General features: G+C 74.1%; 9 protein-coding genes and 1 pseudogene. 4 read left to right on the forward strand and 6 right to left on the reverse strand.

Annotated features, from left to right (window positions below; translation table 11 throughout):
• The 4 genes from lanL (at position 1) to ACFWA7_RS06615 (ending at position 5,483) form a co-directional block, all read left to right on the forward strand.
• Entirely contained in the window at positions 1-2,703 is a 2,703-nt protein-coding gene (lanL, locus tag ACFWA7_RS06600) for a class IV lanthionine synthetase LanL (protein ID WP_385821395.1), read from the forward strand.
• A gap of 259 nt (positions 2,704-2,962) precedes the next feature.
• On the forward strand, positions 2,963-4,075 hold the full coding sequence (locus ACFWA7_RS06605) for an ABC transporter substrate-binding protein (protein ID WP_385821398.1): 1,113 nt from the start codon (positions 2,963-2,965) through the stop codon (positions 4,073-4,075).
• A gap of 578 nt (positions 4,076-4,653) precedes the next feature.
• Complete coding sequence (locus ACFWA7_RS06610; RefSeq protein ID WP_385821400.1) at positions 4,654-5,229, forward strand: DUF5994 family protein; 576 nt, start codon at positions 4,654-4,656, stop codon at positions 5,227-5,229.
• A 5-nt stretch (positions 5,230-5,234) separates the two neighbouring features.
• The gene (locus ACFWA7_RS06615) at positions 5,235-5,483 is read left to right on the forward strand and encodes a hypothetical protein (protein WP_385821402.1); all 249 of its coding nucleotides are present in this window, start codon (positions 5,235-5,237) and stop codon (positions 5,481-5,483) included.
• 29 nt (positions 5,484-5,512) lie between these two features.
• Here ACFWA7_RS06615 and ACFWA7_RS06620 read toward each other — a convergent pair.
• The 6 genes and pseudogenes from ACFWA7_RS06620 to ACFWA7_RS06645 form a co-directional block, all read right to left on the reverse strand.
• Positions 5,513-5,670 (reverse strand): annotated as a pseudogene (locus ACFWA7_RS06620) (pyridoxamine 5'-phosphate oxidase family protein); the annotation flags it as partial.
• Between the two features lie 174 nt (positions 5,671-5,844).
• Positions 5,845-8,916, reverse strand: a complete 3,072-nt coding sequence (locus ACFWA7_RS06625) for a condensation domain-containing protein (protein WP_385821404.1) — start codon at positions 8,914-8,916, stop codon at positions 5,845-5,847.
• Complete coding sequence (locus tag ACFWA7_RS06630) at positions 8,906-10,765, reverse strand: amino acid adenylation domain-containing protein (protein WP_385821407.1); 1,860 nt, start codon at positions 10,763-10,765, stop codon at positions 8,906-8,908. Before ACFWA7_RS06630 ends, ACFWA7_RS06625 begins: the two co-directional genes overlap by 11 nt.
• Before the next feature lies 1 nt (position 10,766).
• Positions 10,767-12,644, reverse strand: a complete 1,878-nt coding sequence (locus tag ACFWA7_RS06635; protein WP_385821410.1) for a non-ribosomal peptide synthetase — start codon at positions 12,642-12,644, stop codon at positions 10,767-10,769.
• Positions 12,644-15,796 carry an amino acid adenylation domain-containing protein gene (locus ACFWA7_RS06640; RefSeq protein ID WP_385821412.1) on the reverse strand — a complete coding sequence of 1,051 codons (3,153 nt, stop codon included), beginning with the start codon at positions 15,794-15,796 and terminating at the stop codon, positions 12,644-12,646. The genes ACFWA7_RS06635 and ACFWA7_RS06640 overlap by 1 nt, the downstream gene beginning before the upstream one ends.
• A 184-nt stretch (positions 15,797-15,980) precedes the next feature.
• On the reverse strand, positions 15,981-17,276 hold the full coding sequence (locus tag ACFWA7_RS06645) for a non-ribosomal peptide synthetase (RefSeq protein WP_385821414.1): 1,296 nt from the start codon (positions 17,274-17,276) through the stop codon (positions 15,981-15,983).
• Positions 17,277-17,340: the final 64 nt, after the last annotated feature.

Here is a 17,340-nt window from a genome sequence, read left to right on the forward strand (position 1 = left end):
GTGCCCCGGTCCGGCCGGACGGGCCCGGAGCACAGCCTCGACGAGCAACTCGGGAACCTGCTCGTCGGATGCGAGCGGCGTCTCGTCGCGGACGATCAGTGGCTCTGCCTGTTCGCTCCCCACCCTTGGGCAAGTGAGCTCCCCGGCCATGGTTGGAAACTGCACGTGTCCGCCCGCGCGGACGACCTGTCGCGGGTCGCGGACCTGGTCGTCCCTGTGCTGCTGCGCTATGTCTGCGACGCCAAATTCGCCCGCGACGCCGCGGTGTTGGGCCTGATGAACAGTGGAGCGCTCGATGCCGCGCTCGTCGGGAAGGCGGTCACCGTCTATCCGCGACCGGAGGAGGTGACGGCGCTGGGCGGTGAACTCGCGGATCTCCTGGCCGGCCGGCCGGGTCCCCGGGTGCTCAGCGACCGGCAGATCCGCTCCGATGCCCCCGTCTACTACCGCTACGGCCCGTTCCGGGCCACGGGCACCGACGATGCCGCGCTCGTCATGACCGGCCCCGACGGGGTGCGCTTCCGTGGGCGCGCGGGGACTCGCTACCGCCAGCCACCGTGGGCCGCCGACCCGTTCCGGGCCGCCACGCCGCCCGTGAGCCGTCCTGCCCGCATGATCGGCGGGAGATACCGGCTCACCACGGGTATCTCCCGTTCCCCGCACGGCGACGTCTACCGCGCCGTGGACACCGCCTCCGGCGAGCGCGTGATCGTCAAACAGGCCAGGGCCTACGTCGGCGAGGGCCCCGACGGTGTCGATGCCCGTGGCCGCCTGCGGCACGAGCACGCCGTTCTGCGAGCCCTCGCGGGCGTCGAAGGCGTCCCCCAGGTTCGCGACCATCTCCGGCACGGCGACGACGAGTATCTGATCAGCACCGACTGTGGGCCCCGTGACCTGCGCCGCGATGTACTCGGCCACGGACCGTACGCGCCCGCCGCTGAACCCGTGCCTGCTGAACTCGTGCCTGCTGAACCCGCGCCCGCTGAACCCGCGCCCGCTGGCTCCGGGGCAGTCGGCGACGCGACAGCGGACAACCGCGAAATCGCCGCGTTGGCACGCCGTTTGCTGGCCGTGCTCGACGCCGTGCACGCCCGCGGCGTCGTGATGAGTGATCTCAAGCCGTCCAATGTGGTGCTCGGCGAGGACGGCACCGCCTACCTCGTGGACTTCGGCGTCAGCGCGCTGCACGGTGACCGGCCCGCCGGTGCGACGCCGGGCTACTCGATGCCGGTGTACCGCGCGGGCGAACCGCCCGGGCCGGCCGACGACCTGTACGCGCTCGGCGCGTCCCTGCACTTCGCGCTGACCGGCATGGACCCGGTGGTCGTCGACCGCGACGAGGCCGTCAACCAGGACCGCACCCTCGCTTGTCTGGCCGCCGTGCTCCCGGACGCGGCGCACCGGCCGGTACGCGAACTCGTCGCCGGGCTTGTGGACCCCGACCCTCTACGGCGTGCCGCCTGTGCACGGCGGTGGCGCGGGCAGCCCGCACCGGTGGCCACCGGGCGCCAACTCCCGTCACCGCCAAGGGTTACCCGCGGCCTGCTGGACGACCTGATCGCGCACACCGTCGCGACCTGCACGACCGCCGCCGGCGAACTGCCCGCGGGACCACAGCCCCGGCACGGGCAACAGCACTTCGGGCTGACCCTCTACGACGGTGCGGCCGGCGTGGGCCTGGAACTGCTGCACCACCGGGAACAGCCGGGCGTCCCCCAGGCCGTGGCCGGCCTCGCCCGTCGCACCGCCCGCCACACCGCCCTGCCGGGGCTGACCGCCGCGCTGTACACCGGCCGCACCGGCGTCGACCTCTTCCTCGACGCCGCCGTACTGACCGGCACAGCCGAGGCGTTCGTCCCCCCGCCGAGCCTGTGCCCGTACGACGACACCGGTGACCAGATCGGCGGTGCGGCGGGCGCCGGGACCGGGCTGTTGGCGCTGGCCCGGCGCGCGCACGCGGCGGGGCGGGACGAGGAGGCCGGCGCGCGGCTGGCCGCAGCGGGAGAGTGTGTCCGCACCCTGCTGGCCGCGGAGGGCGGGCGGGAGCGTCCGGAGCCGCAGCGTTCGGCGGCGGCGTCCGAGGCGGCGTTCCCGTTCGGCTTTGCCCACGGCAGGGCGGGCGTCATCCACTTCCTGCACGCCTACCACCGCTTCACCGGGGACCCGGCCGCCGGCGCGGCCGCCCGCTCGGGACTGGACGAACTCGCCGTACACACACCCCGCCTGCTGGCGCTGGCCGCCCGCCCCGAGGCCCACCGGCGCTACGGGTCCTGGTGCCGCGGACTCGCCGGGATCGGAACCCTGCTGATCGAGGCGGGCGGCCACGAGGGGGACCCGCGCCTGACGGACCTGGGGGTGCGGTGCGCCTGGGCTTGCCGTGACCTCGCGCCCCGGATGAGTCCGGTGTCCCAGTGCTGCGGGCTGGCCGGCGTCGGTGAACTGCTCATCGACGCCGAGGCCGTCACCGGCGACGGCAAGCTGCACCGCGCCGCCGAGGACGTGTTGGGGCTGATCCTGTCCCGCAGCGGTGGCACCCTGCGTCGGCCGCTGTTCCCCGACAACACCCTGGCCGCTTCGGGACCGGGGTGGGCCACCGGCAGCGCGGGCGTCCTGTCCTTCCTGCGCCGCCTGCGCGACCACGGCGGCCCGCGCCTGTGGAGCGACAGCGCACCGGCCCCCGCGCAACCCCCCTCGGGAGACTGAGCCTGTCCTACGTTTTCCTACGTTTTCCTGCGGGCTCACGCGGGCCATTCGTGGGATCGCCGAGGACTTCTGGACAGCCCTCCCCGCGTACCGAGGTAGTAGTCCGCAGCCCCCGGCACCCATACCGTTTCGTCCGGCCAGAGAATCTTGTCGATCTTGGTGCGCTCACCGCTGTTGATGCAGTTGCCGCAGTGACGGCAGTGCGTGTTATCACTCCCGGAGGGCTTTGCAACCGAAAGCGAGAGGGAGACGCCGACACATGAATACGCCACCATCCCCACTGGGAGCGGAGCGGACTGACGGATCATCCGTCCGGATCGGCGCTCTCGTTCCGCTGACTCGGCCCGGCTGGGTGGAGGCGGGCCGGCACTTGCTGGCTGGACTTGAGCTGGCGGTTGGCGACGTCAATGACGCCGGCGGGATCGTCGGAAGGCCACTTGAGCTGGTGGTCCGGGACAGCGCGGCCGACCCGGACAGGGCCGCAGCGGCCGTGGACGAACTGGCCCGCCTGGGCGTGGCCGCCATGGCGGGGGAGTATCACAGCGTCGTCGCCCGCGCCGCTGCCGCCAGGGCCGACGCCCTCGGCCTGCCGTTCCTCTGCTCGTCGGCGGTTCTCGACGCGCTCACCGATCAGCCGACGGATTGGGTCGCGCGCCTCGCCCCGGCACAGTCCCACGGCTGGCAGATCTACGCGGACTTTCTCCTGGGCGCGGGCCACAGCCGCATCGCCGTGGCGGCCGAGCCGAGTGTCTACTGGGCATCCGGGACCCGCATTCTGCGGGACCACCTCGCTCCACGCGGCGGCACCGTCATCGAACTCGACATGCGCGCGCTCACCCCCACCGCCGTGTGCGACGCACTCGTCGACCATCGTGCAACAGCCCTCCTCCTTCTGGTCGGCCACCCGGAGCCCGCAGTGCCGGTCGTCAAAGCTGTCCGCCGCGACCAGCGCCTGGCCGAGATCGTGATCGGTGCTCCGGCCGGGCAACCGGAGTTCGCCCAATGGGCGGCGTTGCTGGGCGACGACGGCGCCGCGATCCCGTTCTTGCGCTACCTGCCCGAGCGCCTCGGCCCGCTCGGTGTACGAGTCGAGACGGCCCTGCGCGAGCGGCTGGCCCAAGCACCCTCCTTCGTCGCCTTCGAGGGCTACGACACGGTCGCCGTCCTCGCCGATGTGCTGCGTTCGCACGGAGTGGACCGGGCGCGCACGGCCGCATCGTGGCCGGGCATCGCAGTCGAAGGCACCCGGGGGCAGATCCGGTTCTCCCGTACGCCGGGCATCAGCGTGTGGCAATGGGCTTGGGCGCCCGTCCAAGTCGTTGATCGGGATCCGGCGGAACCCGATCGCTTTCGGATCCTTCACACCGGCTGAGAGAGCACGGAGGTCCGACTGCGGTGAAGGCGGGGCGCGGTGGCCGCAGTGGTCACGGTGGCGATGCCGGGGGGCCCGGGCGGCGGCCTCCGCCCAGAAGCGGCACGGCCGGATACGGACACCGCAGGGCGCCCGGGCCCGGGCGGACACCGCAGGGCGCCCGGGCCCGGCATCGGTCCCGCGGCACCTCGGCCGCTGAGGTTTCAGGATCAGGCTGCGCGGGGCGGTGTCGCCGTCTGCCGGTTCGAGTGCGGTGGCGGGGAAGATCTGAGCGGCCCGGGTGGCGTTGTCGGCCCGGACGGCACCCGGCCATTGCCTTGCGGACGGCATGGACGCAGGCGCCCGGGTCGGCGACGTGCGTGCGTCAGCCGTCGTTCCGCGGCACTGGCGCCGCTCGCCACAGCACACCCGCTCCGCCGCCCGCAGGAAAATACCTGGTCAAACCGGTCAGATTCCGTCGAACCGGCGTACAGTGAAAGTACCGGGAGTACTTCGCACACCGGCTTCAATGTGGGTGTCATTTCCGGCGATCACGAAAGCCGGGCTGCCGACGGGCAGCCCGGGGGCAGGTCCGCACCATGACCACCGTCCTTGACCGGACCGCACCCCGCGACCTCGCCGTAGAGTTCCCGGCACGCTTGTCCCTCACCCCGAAGACCACCCTCGCGGGGCAGCTCGACGGGGCCTGGTGGCCCTACTCGCGCGACCTCGAAATCGAGCTTCCGCCGCTCGCGGCCGCACTCGACGAGCCCTGGGGACGCATCACCCGCGTCACCGTGAACCCCACGCTTTGGCCCGTCATCCCGCGCATGGTTCCCGTGGCCGGGCACACCGTCCATGTGGGCTGGTTCACCGAACAGCACCCCGACAAGCTGATCCTGCTCTCCTACACCGTCGGCCGCTGGGACCTGCTGGTGATCCCACCCGAGACCGAGCCCGCAGCCGCTGCCCGCCTGATGGCCGCCGCAACGATCCCCGGCAGCGTCCTCACCGCGGGCGTCCTGATGGCCGACGAAGCCGCCATCGGGCGCGACATCCGGGACGCCCGACGCCGGCAAGCCATCTGGGAAAGCGATGGCGGGGCCTGTATGTCCCCCATCGGGAACCCGATGGGCAGCCGCGCCCTCCCGGTGCCCGGCAACACCTGGAGGTGAGCAGCATGGAGACGTTCGTCATCGTCGCGGCGATCATCCTCGCGACCGTTGTCGGAATGGGCCTGATCCATCTGCTCAACGCACAGCACGACGCGCGTATCGCCGCCTTCCACTTCAGCGCCCCCCTGCCGAGGCCTCCCGGCCAGCCGGACGACACCGGCCGTCGAGCCCACCACACGGATGCCGACCGGCGAGGAACAGGCGCTCCTCCGACCGGAGCGGCGAGTGGGGCTCCACGGCGCCCCACTCGCTGACTCCGTGCCCCAGGGCTGGGGCACGTTGCTCAGAACGTCCACCGTGTATGGGTGTACGTCCCTCGTCCCGCCCGAAGCCGTACGCGGTGGCCGGGGCCACCGCGTACACGACGGCGTCGCCCGTGCGGAACGCGTCCCCGAGCCCGTGGAAGGTGCCCTCGGGTGAGGTGATGTGCGCCCCGTATTTCTCCGCGCCTTCTGCTCGCCCGCACCGGTGGAGAAGGAGAGCCTTTCGCTGCCCATAACGACCGGCTGCCGGTAGCGAAATCATCGCCGCGCGTGAGTCGGCGGGGCGCCAGGACCTGAGGGCCGCGTCACCTGGGTGGTGTGCGGTCAGCCTCCGGAGCACCCACACGGGTCGTCAAGCGTGGTCGCCCGTCATGCCGTCGATCATCTCGGCCAGTACGCTCCGCCGGTCCTCGCCCGGTTCTGCCCGGAGCGTACGGGCCAGGCGGCGGCTGTCGTAGTGCCAGCGGTGGTCGAGATCTTGCGCGACGTCGTCGGTCTCGCGGACGTCACCGCGGGAGCCGAGCAGTTCCGTGAGGTCGTGGGCGAGGTCGTGCCAGGACACATGGCCGCTCACGGCGTTGGCGACGCCGTGGACGGGGCGGTCCAGGCACTCGGTCACCGCGCGGGCCAGGGCGGCCGCGTGGACCCAGGCGGCTCCGTACCAGGGGTGTCCGCCGGCGCCGGGACGGGGCAGCTCGATCGGTTCGCCTTGGCGCGCGGCCTGGTACAGCGTGCCGAGGGCGCCCCAGCGCAGCTGTTCGCGCAGCCGCTCGTGCGCGCCCCACACGATCGGTGACCGCACGGCACTCGCTCCGCCGCGTCCGTTGGTGCCCGCCGCGCGCAGCACCATGGCCTCGCAGTCGATTTTCGCCCGGCCGTACAGGCTGATGGGCTCGCGGGGTGCCGACTCCTCCGGGACCTGGTCCGTGTGGGGGTGTCCGTAGGCGTCGACGCTGCTGACGAAGACGAACGGTCCGCGGCTCCAGGCGTCGACCATCGTCTCCATGGCCGCCAGGTCCACTTCGGGCCGGGTGAAGGTGCAGGCGGCGTGGATGATCGCGTCCGCTTCCGTGACGGCGTTGCGCAGTCCGGCCAGGTCGGTGAGGTCGCCCGCGACGACGTCGACGCCCTCGGTGGCGATCAGATGGGCGGACTCGGGCCGGGCCAGGGCCAGCACGGGGCGGCCCTGGGCGGCCAGTTCCCGCAGGATGAACGCGCCGACGCCGCCGGTCGCGCCGGTGACCAGCACCGTGCCCGGGCGGACGGCCCGGGCACGGGCGGGCTTGCTCGTGGTCTTCGCGGCGGCCTGCTGGGCCGCCCGCTCGTCGAGGAGCGCGGTGAGCGCCCGGGGCGTGCGGGCCTGGAGCACGTCGAGGCCGGTGAGCGGCAGGCCGAGCCCGGTGCGCAGACGTTCGGCGAGCTGTACGGCGATGAGGGAGTGGCCGCCGAGGGCGAAGAAGTCGTCGTCGGGCGACGGCGTGAGGCCGAGCAGCGAGGTGAAGGCCTCGGTGACGGTTCCGGCTCGCGTGTTGGACGGGTTGCTCGCCGTGGCGGGGCCGGGCAGCCGGGTGGTGTCGGGGGTCCCGGCGGTCGTCTCGGGCAGCGCGTCCAGCAGCGTGACCGCGGCGGGCACGGACTCGGGTGCGAGCGAGCGGCGCAGCAGAGCGAGCAGTTCGTTGCCGGAGGGTCCGACGCTGTCGTTGAGGACGGCGTAGGCAACGGGCGGCCCCTGGACGGGCTGGACGACGAGGGCGTCGGCGACCTGCGGGTGGGCGCGCAGGGCATGGGCCGCCGGGTGATCGGCGCTGTCCGGCGCGCTGTCCCCGGCGGACGGGATCGCCGCGTCCGCATGACCTTCCGGCGAGGCCTGCGCGCCGGGGGCGTGCGGTGTGCCCGAGTCCGAGCGCCGGGCGGCGGACGGGCGAGGTGTGCTGAGGCCGGGCAGCTTGCTCAGTGCGAGCTCCGGGCTGGCCGCCGCCGCGTCGAGGAAGGCGGCGTAGTCGCGTACGGTCGCCTTCGCCGCGGCGTCGTCCAGCGCGCTGCGGTCGAACTGGACCAGCGCCGTGGGCTGTTCGGCGTCGCCCAGGCTCAGGCCGTAGGACAGGGTGAACTTCGCGCCGCCGGTGGGCACGTCGACGTACTCGGCTGAGGTGCCGGGCAGTCGGAGCACCGTGGGCTCGCCCAGCACGTCGGATGTGACGCGGACCAGCGCGGTGCCGTCGGCGCCGCGTGCCGTGGCGCCGAGGCGTTCCAGGACGAGGTCGAAGGGGAGGTGCCGGTGGCGCTGGGCCTCCAGGAGCGCGTCGCGTACGCGGTGCAGCAGCTGGGCGAAGGACGGGTCGCCGCCGGCGTCGACGCGGACGGGCAGCGTGTTGACGCACAGGCCGACCAGGCCGCGCATGGCGGTGCCGCTGCGGTGGGTGCCCGCCACGCCGATGACGAGGTCGTCGTCGCCGGTGAGGCGGTGCAGCGCGGCGAAGGCGGCGGTGAGTGACACCGCGAAGAGCGTGGCGCGTCGCTCGGCGCCCAGCGTCCGCAGGGCGTGGGGCAGCGCGGGTGGGAGAGGGACGGTGTGTACGGCTGCCGACGGGTCGGTGGTGCGTGGCGCGAGCGTCGCCGGCGGGGGCAGGCGGGGCGGGGGCAGGCGGGGCGGGGTGGCGTCGGCCAGCAGGCCGCTCCAGCGGTCCAGTTCCGGCTGGAGCCCGGGGATCTCGTCGTGCTCGCGGCGCGCGTAGTCGGCGTACTGCGGCGGTACGGCGAGGACGGGGCGGCCGGAGCCGTCGACGGCCGTGGTGTAGAGGGCGGCGAGTTCCTCGGCCAGGGTGTCCAGGGAGCGGCCGTCGACGGCGATGTGATGGAGCGTCAGCAAAACGGTGTGGTCCTGCGGTCCGTGGCGCAGAACGCGGGCGCGTACCGCCTCACCTGCCGTGAGGTCGAACGGCCGGGCCGCCTCTTGGCGCAGCAGCGCCGGGGCGTTTGTCGTGGCGGTGTCGACGACGGGCACGGCCATCGTGTGCGGGGCCGGGAGCACTTCCTGGAAGGGCTCGCCGTCCTGGTCGGCGTAGCAGGTGCGCAGGATCGTGTGCCGGGCCACCAGTGAGGTCAGGGCGGTGGCGAGCGCGGCCGGGTCGAACGGGCCGCGCACCCGGGTGGCGAAGGGGACGTGGTAGGAGTCGCCCGCGCCGCCGAGCCGTTCCATCAGCCACATGCGGCGCTGGGCCCGTGACAGGGGCAGGCGGCCGGGCGTCGAGGCGGTGCCGGGCTGGGCGGCATCGCTCGCTGCCTGCCCGCCGGTGTCCGGGGCGGCGTGGGCGTCCGGGGCGGCCGGGGCGCGCCGGGCGGCGGTGGCGCGGGCCCGGCGCAGCAGTTCGTGCTGGAGCCGCTGCTGATCGGCCTGCGCCGTGGAGTCGGCGTCAGTGGACATCGCTGTGCTCCGGGGTCTGGGGGTGGAGGTCGCTGTGGGCGGCCAGCAGGGCACGTTCGATGAGGGAGGCCTGGGCGGCGACGGTCGGGGCGGCGAAGAAGTCGGCGAGAGCGAGCTCGACGCCGAGTTCCTCGCGCAGATCGTCGGTGACGGCGAGGGCGAGGAGGGAGTGGCCGCCCAGGGCGAGGAAGTCGGCGTCGCCATGGGTGACCTCGCTGCCCAGGTTCCGGCTCCACACCTCGGCGACGGCCTCCTCCAGCGGGCCCATCGCCGGGGCGGGCGTGGCGGTCGCGTCCTGGGCGGCGGCCTGGACGCGACCGCTCAGCGCGCGCCGGTCGACCTTGCCGGACGGGGTCAGGGGAAGACGCTCCACCAGGGTGATCGTGTCGGGCACCAGGTGGGCGGGCAGGACGGCGGTGAGCCGCTCGCGCAGCGCCGAGGCGGCGGGTACGGGCCCGGGGGCGGCGACGACGAACGCCACCAGGCGCGCCTCGGGCGAGCCCGCGCCGTCGACTGTCACGGCGGTGTCGTCCACGTCCGGCTGCTGGCGCAGGGCATGTTCGACCTCGGCGGGTTCGATGCGGAACCCGCGGACCTTGACCTGGTCGTCGTTGCGGCCGTGGAAGTCCAGGGTGCCGTCGTGGCGGGCGGAGACGATGTCCCCCGTGCGGTAGAGGCGTCCGGCGGTGGGGTGGTCGACGAACCGCTCGGCGGTGAGCTGGGGCTGGCCCGCGTAGCCGTGGGCGAGCCGGGCGCCGCCGACCCACAGTTCGCCCCGGTCGCCGTCGGGGACCGGGTTGCCGTCGGCGTCCAGGACGTGGACGGTGGCCCCGGCGATGGGGCGGCCGATCGGCAGCGGTGCGTCACAGTCGGGCTCGGTGACGGTGTGGGCGGTGGCGAAGGTGGTGGTCTCGGTGGGTCCGTAGCCGTTGACGAGCTCCAGCCAGGGGAAGGCGGTCAGCACGTCACGGGCGTGGCTGGCGGCCATGGCCTCGCCGCCCACGATGACCGAGCGGAGCTGGGCGAAGACGCGGGAGCGGCGGGCGGCGAGCTGGTGGAAGAGCGCCGTGGTGAAGAACGCCACCGTCACGCCGTGGCGTTCGACGTGGCGGGCCAGATCCTCCAGGGAGGGCCGCGGCACGGTGCACACGACGACCGCGGCGCCGTTGGCGAGCGCGGCCCACACCTCGAAGGTCGAGGCGTCGAAGGTCATGGGGGAGTGGAACAGGACGCGGTCGCGGGCGGTGACGGTGAGGTAGTCGGGTGCGGTGACCAGTTCGGCGATGGCCCGGTGCGCGAGCGTGACGCCTTTGGGACGGCCGGTGGAGCCGGAGGTGAACATGATGAAGGCCGGGCTGTCCGGCGCGGCGCCACCCGCCAACGGGCCGCCGTTCAGGGGCTCTTCGGGCAGGGCGAGTACGGGGCCGGTGAGCGCGGCCGCGTCCAGCAGCTTGGCGTCGCCGACGGTGAGGGTGACGCCCGCGTCGGCGATCATCGCTTCGGTGCGGGGCCGGGGCTGTGCGGGGTCGAGCGGTACGCACACGGCTCCGGCCCGCCACAGCGCGAGTTGCGCGATGACGGTGCGGGCGGAGCGGGTGGTCAGCAGCGCCACCCGGTCGCCGGGTGCCACCTGGTGCTCGCGCAGGTGTGCGGCGAGGGCGCGGCCGGCCTGGTCGAGCCGGCCGTAGGTGAGGGTGGTGTCGCCGTCGACGACGGCCAGGGCGTCGGGGGTGCGTTCGGCGTGCCGGGCCACGAGGTCCGGCAGCGTCGTCGGGTGCGCCGGGGAGCCGGGCCGGACCTCGGCTGTGGGCTGCGTGGTGTGGGCGGGCTGAGGCGTGGTGGGTGTCATGTCAGGCTCCTGCCGGTCGCGGGGTCCGGCGCTGGTCGAGGAGGGCGGCGAAGGCGCGCAGGTCGGTGCTGCGCAGCAGTTCGTGGGCGCGCGGGCGGATGCCGGTCTCGCGCTCGATGACCGCGAGCAGCCGCGCGGCGACGACGGAGGTGCCGCCGATGTCGGTGAAGTTGTCGCCGAGTACGGTCGCGGGCCGCCCGAGGAGTTCGCGTACGGTCGCCAGGACCAGTTGCTCGCCAGGGGTGGCGTCGGCCGGGTCGTCCACGAGCGCGGCGGGCGCCGCGGGGGCGGGGGCGTGGGTGGCCAGGGAGGCCCGGTCCACCTTGCCGTTGGCGTCGAGCGGGTAGGTGTCGACGAAGTGCACGGCGGCGGGGACGGCCTGTTCGGGGAGCCAGGCGCGGACCGCGGTGAGCAGGTCGCCTGGCGCGGGCTTCGTACCCTCGGCGGGTTTGACGTGCGCGACCAGACGGGCCAGACCCGAGCCGTCGCGCTGCACGGTGACGACGGCCGTGCGCACGCGGGCGTCCTGCTCGAAGGCGGCTTCCACCTCGGCGAGTTCGATCCGCACCCCGCTGATCTTGACCTGGTTGTCGAGGCGGCCGAGGAACTCCAGGCTGCCGTCGGCGCCCATGCGGACCCGGTCGCCGGTGCGGTACAGGCGGTCGACGTCTTCCAGCGCCGGGTGCTGGGGCGGGGCGGTGAAGCGCTGGGCGGTGAGCTCGGGGTCGAGGTAGCCGAGCGCCAGGCAGTGGCCGCCGATGCGCAGTTCGCCGGCCTGCCCACGGGCGACGGGCAGGCCGTCGGGGTCGGTGACGACGACGGTGACACCCGGCAGCGGGGTGCCGATCGGCGGCGGGGACACGTCGCCTGCGGCCGTGTCGGCGGCACGCATCGCGTAGGTGGTGGTGACGACGGTGGCTTCGGCCGGACCGTAGGCGTTGTGGACGGTGGCCGTGACGTCCGGGCCGGGGCGGCGGCGCATGCGGTCGCCGCCGACCACCAGGTGACGCAGTTTCAGGTCCTGGGGCCAGGGCCGGTCCAGGAGTGGTTCGACGGTGGGGGTCGCCGCCACGCAGACGGTGACGGCGGCATCGCGCCACCAGTCGGTGAGCACGGCCGCGTCCCAGCGGGTGTCGTCGGGGGCCGGGACCAGGGCGGCACCGGAGGTCAGCCCGGCCCACAGCTCCAGCAGGTGCGGGTCGAAGGCGACGCCGATGAGCAGGGACTGCCGGTCACCCGGCGCCAGACCGGTGGCTGCCCGGTACCAGTCGAGGGCGACGGACAGCGAGGCCTCGGCCACGGCGACCGCCTTGGGGCGGCCGGTGGATCCGGAGGTGAGGACGGCGTACAGGGCACCCTCGGGGGCGCGCCGTCCGCCCTGCGGGCGGGCGGCGAACGCGGCCACCGCGCCGGCCGGGGCGTTCACGCCGGCGATGGGCAGCGGCAGCGGGGTGTGCTCGCCGTCGCGGTGGGCCGCGGGCAGGACACCGGGGTCGCCGATGAGGCAGGCGACGTCGAGGTCCTCGGTGACGGCCTGGGTGCGGCGCTCACCGGGGCGCGGGCCCAGTGGCAGATAGACGGCGCCGATCCGGGCGAGCGCGACGGCGGTCACCACCAGGGCGGTGGAACGGTCGAGGCAGACGCCGACCAGGTCCCCGGGACGTACGCGGTCGCGCAGGGCGGCGGCGACGCGCTCGGCGGCGGTGTCGAGTTCCTCGTACGTCCAGGTCCGCGCGCCGTCGATGACGGCGGGGGCCTGCGGAGTGAGCCGGACATGGTCCTCGAAGCGGGCGAGGACGGTGGTCGGTTCGGCGTCGGGGCCGTGGGCGATGCTCGCCACCGTGGTGGTGGTGTCGGCGAGAGAGGGGGACTGGATCATCACGACTCCGTGGAGGCAGGGGCGGTGGCGGCGAGGGCGTCGGCCTGGTCGGCGAGCACGGGGTTGCGGAAGAGCACCTTCAGCGGCGGGCGCGTGCCCAGATGGGGCTCCAGCCAGGCCGCGAGCTCGGCGGCCAGCAGCGAGTGGCCCCCGATGTGGAAGAAGTGGGAGGCGGTGTCGAAGCGGCTGTGGCCGAGAACCTCACGCCAGCCGTTCACGAGCAGCGCGGTCATCGGATCGTCCGGCACAGGGGCAGCCTGCTCGTGCCCGGATACGGCCTCGGGCGCCGCCGGGGCGACGGGGTCGAGGGCGGCGGCGCGGCGGGCCAGGACCGTACGGTCGGGCTTGCCGCCGGCGAGGGTCGGCATGGTCTGCAGCCGTGCCCACCGGGCGGGCACCAGGGGCCCGGGCAGCCGGTGGCTCAACTCGGTGTGCAGGGCCTTCTCGTCGACGTCGGAGAGGTCGGCGCCGTCCTCGAAGAAGCCGACGAGCCGGGGCGCGGCCGGGCTGTCACGGTCCAGGACGACGGCGCAGGAGCGGCCGCCGAGCGCCGCGGACGCCGCCGCCTCGATCTCTTCCAGCTCGATGCGGTGACCACGCAGCTTGACCTGGTTGTCGCGCCGCCCCAGGAAGTACAGCAGGCCGTCCAGGCCGCGGTAGCCGAGGTCGCCGGTGAGGTAGACGCGCCGGCCGCCGAGCGCGTCCACGGCGATGAACCGGGCGGCCGTCACCTCAGCGTTGCCGGGGTAGCCCTCGGCCAGGCCGGGCCCGGCGATGGCGAGTTCACCGACGGCGCCGGCGGGCAGCGGGCGGTGGTGCGCGTCCAGGATATGGACGCGTTCGCCCGGCAGTTCGGTGCCCAGGGGGATCTCGGCGCCTTCGGCCAGGGCGTCGCGGGATATCTCGTGGACGGTGGAGCTGATGGCCGCCTCGGTGACGCCGTACGCGTTGAGGACGGTGGCGTCGGTGTCGGCGAGGATGCCGCGCAGGGTCTCGGCGGGAAGGCGCTCGCCGCCCAGGACCAGGAGCCTGGGGGCCCAGCGCTCGTCGCGCAGTGCGGGCCGCAGCTCCTCGCGGGTGGAGAGGAAGTAGCTGGTGGGCAGGTTGGCGACGGTGACCCGGGCGGAGGCGAGCAGCTCGGCGAGCTCCGGCCCGGTGGGCACCTCGTGCTCGGGCACCACCAGGCACGCCCCCGCGTGCAGGGTCGGCAGCACCTCCTCCAGCGCCACGTCGAAGGACGGCTGGGCGAACATGAGGACCCGGTCGGCGCTGGTGAGGGCGAACCGGTCGGCGGTCGCGGTCAGATGGTGCTCCAGCGCCGCGCGGCCGACGGCGACCGGCTTGGGGGTCCCGGTGGAGCCGGAGGTGTGGATGACGTAGGTCGTGGTGGCAAGGACGTCGGCGGCGTGGGCGCGGGGAAGCACGGGCGCGTCGATCCGGGCGGTGGGCAGGGATTCCGGCAGGGCCGGGCCGCCCTCGCCGATGAGGACCAGTGCCGGGGCGAGCCGTTCGAGCAAGAGGGCGATACGGGCCGGCGGATCGGCGGGCGACAGCGGGCAGTAGACGGCGCCGGTGCGCAGACAGGCCAGCAGGGCGACGACCGAGTCGGCTCCCCGGGGCAGGACGACGGCCACCGGCCGGCCCGGCGTGATGCCCGCCGCGCGCAGCCGCTCGGAGAGCGAGGCGACGCGCTCGTTGAGTTCGCCGTACGTCACACGGCGTGCGCCGCACAGCAGGGCGGGCAGCGACGGGTGGTGGGCGGCCACCGGATCCAGCAGATCGCGGCCGGTCGGGACGGGCACGGCCTCGGCGGCCGCCTCCACCGCGGCCGGGGCGAGGTCGGCCAGCGGGGCCTCGGGAGTGTCGAGGTAGGCGCGCAGCAGGTCAAGGAAGCGGCCGGAGAGCAGCCGGGCGACGTCCTCGCCGAACAGGTCGGCGTCGTAGTCCCACACCAGCGTCATTCCGGGCGCGCCGTGGCGCGGAGTGACGCCGCGCCGGTCGTCCGGCAGCAGCACCACGTCCAGGTCGAAGCGGGTGGTGCCGGTGTTGAACCCCTCGAAGAGGGTGATGTCCAGGCCCGGCAGGTCGATCTCGGGCAGCGGAGCGTCGTGGGCGCTGAACATGACGGAGAACAGCGGGTTGTCGGCGCCGGAGGTGTGCAGGCCGAGCGCCCGCGTCAGCTCCTGGACCGGTACGTCCTGGTGCGGCAGGGCGCGGATGAGGGTGTCGGTGACGTCGTCCATGGTGTCCTGGGCCGGGGCGGTGGCGTCCAGGGCGAGCGGCAGGGGGATGGTGTTGACGAACATGCCGACGGCGTCCTCGTAGCCCAGGGGCCGGTTGCCGACGGCGGTGCCGATGACCATCCGGGAGCGGCCGCTGTGCCGGCGCAGGAGTTCGGCGAACAGCCCCAGGAGCGTGGCGAAGGGGGTGAGGCCGCGCTCACGGGTGTGCTCGCGCAGCCGCTCGGCGAGATCGGCGCCGATCGTCTGCCGCAGCTGTCCGCCGTGGTGCCTGCGGCGGGCACCGGGTCGGGCGAGGCCGGGCAGCGGCAAGTCGTGGGGCTGGTCGCGCAGTTCGGCCTTCCAGAAGTCCAGGGACTCAGGGGCGTAGGCGGTCTCGGTCTGGGCCTGGATGTGGTCCGCGTACGAGGGGGCGGGCGGGAGCGTGAGGGTTTCGCCCATGACGCGGGCGCGGTAGACGCGGAAGACGTCGTCGAGCAGGATCGCGAAGGAGTGCCCGTCGTGGATCAGGTGGTGCTCGACGTGGACGAGGCGGTGGTGGTGCTCGGCGAGCCGTACGAGTGTCCAGCGGATCAGCGGTGCCTCGAAGGTGTCGAGCGGTGTCTCGGCCTCGGCGCGCAGCAGGTCCTGGAAGGCCGCCTCGGGGTCGTCCTTTCCGGTGAGGTCGACGGTGTGCAGCCTGGGTCGGCACTGCTGGGCGACCCGCTGCCCGGGTACGGACCCGGGCAGGGCGACGAGTTCGAGCCGCAGGCCGGGGTGGCGTGCCAGGGTGGCGCTCAGACCCTCGTGCAGGGCCTCGGTGTCCAGGGAGCCCCACAGGTCGAGTGCGGCGGTGAAGTTGTAGGCACGGCTGCCGGGCTGCATCTGTTCGTGCAGCCAGACGATCTCCTGCGAGGCGGAGAGCGGAAGCATGGTCGGTCCCTGAGGTCGTCGGGGCGGTTTTCCGGGGCCCGGTCACGGTCGTGGCCGGGTTTTTTGGGTCGTACGGGCGGCTTCGCGGGTCGCGCGGGGCCGCGCCGGAGAAACGTGGGCATGGGCAGGGGAGGTGGGTGATGCCTGGCGTCTGCGCTGCCGTGGTGTGCTCCCGGCGGCGGGGTCAGCCCGCGGTGTGCGCCGCCGGTCGCAGCGCCTGGCTGAGCGCGTCGAACGCCCGGTGCGCGGTGGCGTCGTCGAGCACCGCGCGGTCCCACACCATCCGCAGGCGGATCTCCGCCCCCTGGGTGACGGAGACGGCGAAGGGACCGCGCACCGGTCTGCCGTCGATGTGGACCTCCCGGCCCTGAACACCGGCCAGAACCAGGGGCGGGCGGCGGCTGTCGTCGTCCACGGTCAGCAGTCCGTCCAGCGCGCCGTTCCAGCCAGGGCCGGCGGACCGTGCGGCGGCCACCACCGCGTCGAAAGGCATGTCGGCCCGGTCGAGGTCGTCCCACCAGGCGTCGGCCGTCGCCTCCGGTCCGGGCCCGTGGCCGGTGACGGCCGGGAAGACGACGGTGTTGAGGAAGCAGCCGACGACCGGCTGCGCACCGGCGGGGCGGCCGCCCCACGGGTAGCCGAGCGGAACGACGTGATCCGGGCCGTACAGCGCGCTCGCCGCGGCGCGGCAGGCGTCGAGCAGTCCGGGGAAGGGGACGCCGTCGTCGTGCGCGGGCAGCCGGGCCTCGGCCGAGCCGCTGGGGAGCGTGCCGGCGGGCACGCGTTCCGGACGAGGCAGAGGGGCGTGGGTGCGCACGGCGCGCAGCCGGTCCGCCCAGTAGGCGGCTGCCTCGGGCGTGTCCGCGCGTTCCTCGGCGGCGAGTTGGAGCAGCACCGCCTCCCGGTAGGCGGCGAGTTCGGCCTCCGTCTCCTCGGGCGCGGCGGGGGGCTCGGCGGTGTCCTCGGCGTATGCGGCGCCGAGTTCTTCGGCGATCCGCGCCAGCGACCGGCCGTCGCAGACGGCGTGGTCCAGGGCGATGGCGAGGATGTCGTCGGTGCGGTGCTCGTCGTCACGGGCGAGGAACAGGCGCAGGGGAGGGCCCTGCGGATCCCAGGAAACCAGTGCGCGGCGCAGGGTGTCGGCGGGGCGCTCGCCCGGCGCGGGAGCCGGGCGGGTCACACGGATGTCCGGTTCTCCGGTGTGCAGGACGGGGGTCCCGCGTACGACGGCGGGCCGCGAGCGCAGGGCGGTGTGCCGCGCGGCGAGTCGGCGGGCCGCCGCTTGCAGGCGAGCGGGGTCGACGGTGCCGTGCGGGAAGGCGAAGAACATCGGCACCACGTCGGGGCGCCCAGCTGGGTCCAGCGAGCGCACCAGTGCGAAGCGGCGCTGTGCCCCGGTGACGGGCAGCAGGGCGCTGGGCCCGTCGCCGGCGGTGATACGCCGGTAGCGGGCCAGGTACTGGCTCGTGATGCTGGGCACGGAGTCCTCTTCTGTCGTGGCGTGGTCGTGGTCTGCTTGTGGTCTGTCCGGGTATGTCGGGGCG

The sequence above is a fragment of the Streptomyces sp. NPDC059994 genome (genome assembly GCF_042737755.1).
Taxonomy (GTDB): domain Bacteria; phylum Actinomycetota; class Actinomycetes; order Streptomycetales; family Streptomycetaceae; genus Streptomyces.

What these genes read in the sequence shown, in the direction of transcription:
- ACFWA7_RS06605 (WP_385821398.1), top strand. Translation starts at nt 2,963, where the DNA reads ATGAATACGCCACCATCCCCACTGGGAGCGGAGCGGACTGACGGATCA.
- ACFWA7_RS06610 (WP_385821400.1), top strand. Translation starts at nt 4,654, where the DNA reads ATGACCACCGTCCTTGACCGGACCGCACCCCGCGACCTCGCCGTAGAG.
- ACFWA7_RS06615 (WP_385821402.1), top strand. Translation starts at nt 5,235, where the DNA reads ATGGAGACGTTCGTCATCGTCGCGGCGATCATCCTCGCGACCGTTGTC.
- ACFWA7_RS06625 (WP_385821404.1), bottom strand. Translation starts at nt 8,916, where the DNA reads ATGTCCACTGACGCCGACTCCACGGCGCAGGCCGATCAGCAGCGGCTC.
- ACFWA7_RS06630 (WP_385821407.1), bottom strand. Translation starts at nt 10,765, where the DNA reads ATGACACCCACCACGCCTCAGCCCGCCCACACCACGCAGCCCACAGCC.
- ACFWA7_RS06635 (WP_385821410.1), bottom strand. Translation starts at nt 12,644, where the DNA reads ATGATCCAGTCCCCCTCTCTCGCCGACACCACCACCACGGTGGCGAGC.
- ACFWA7_RS06640 (WP_385821412.1), bottom strand. Translation starts at nt 15,796, where the DNA reads ATGCTTCCGCTCTCCGCCTCGCAGGAGATCGTCTGGCTGCACGAACAG.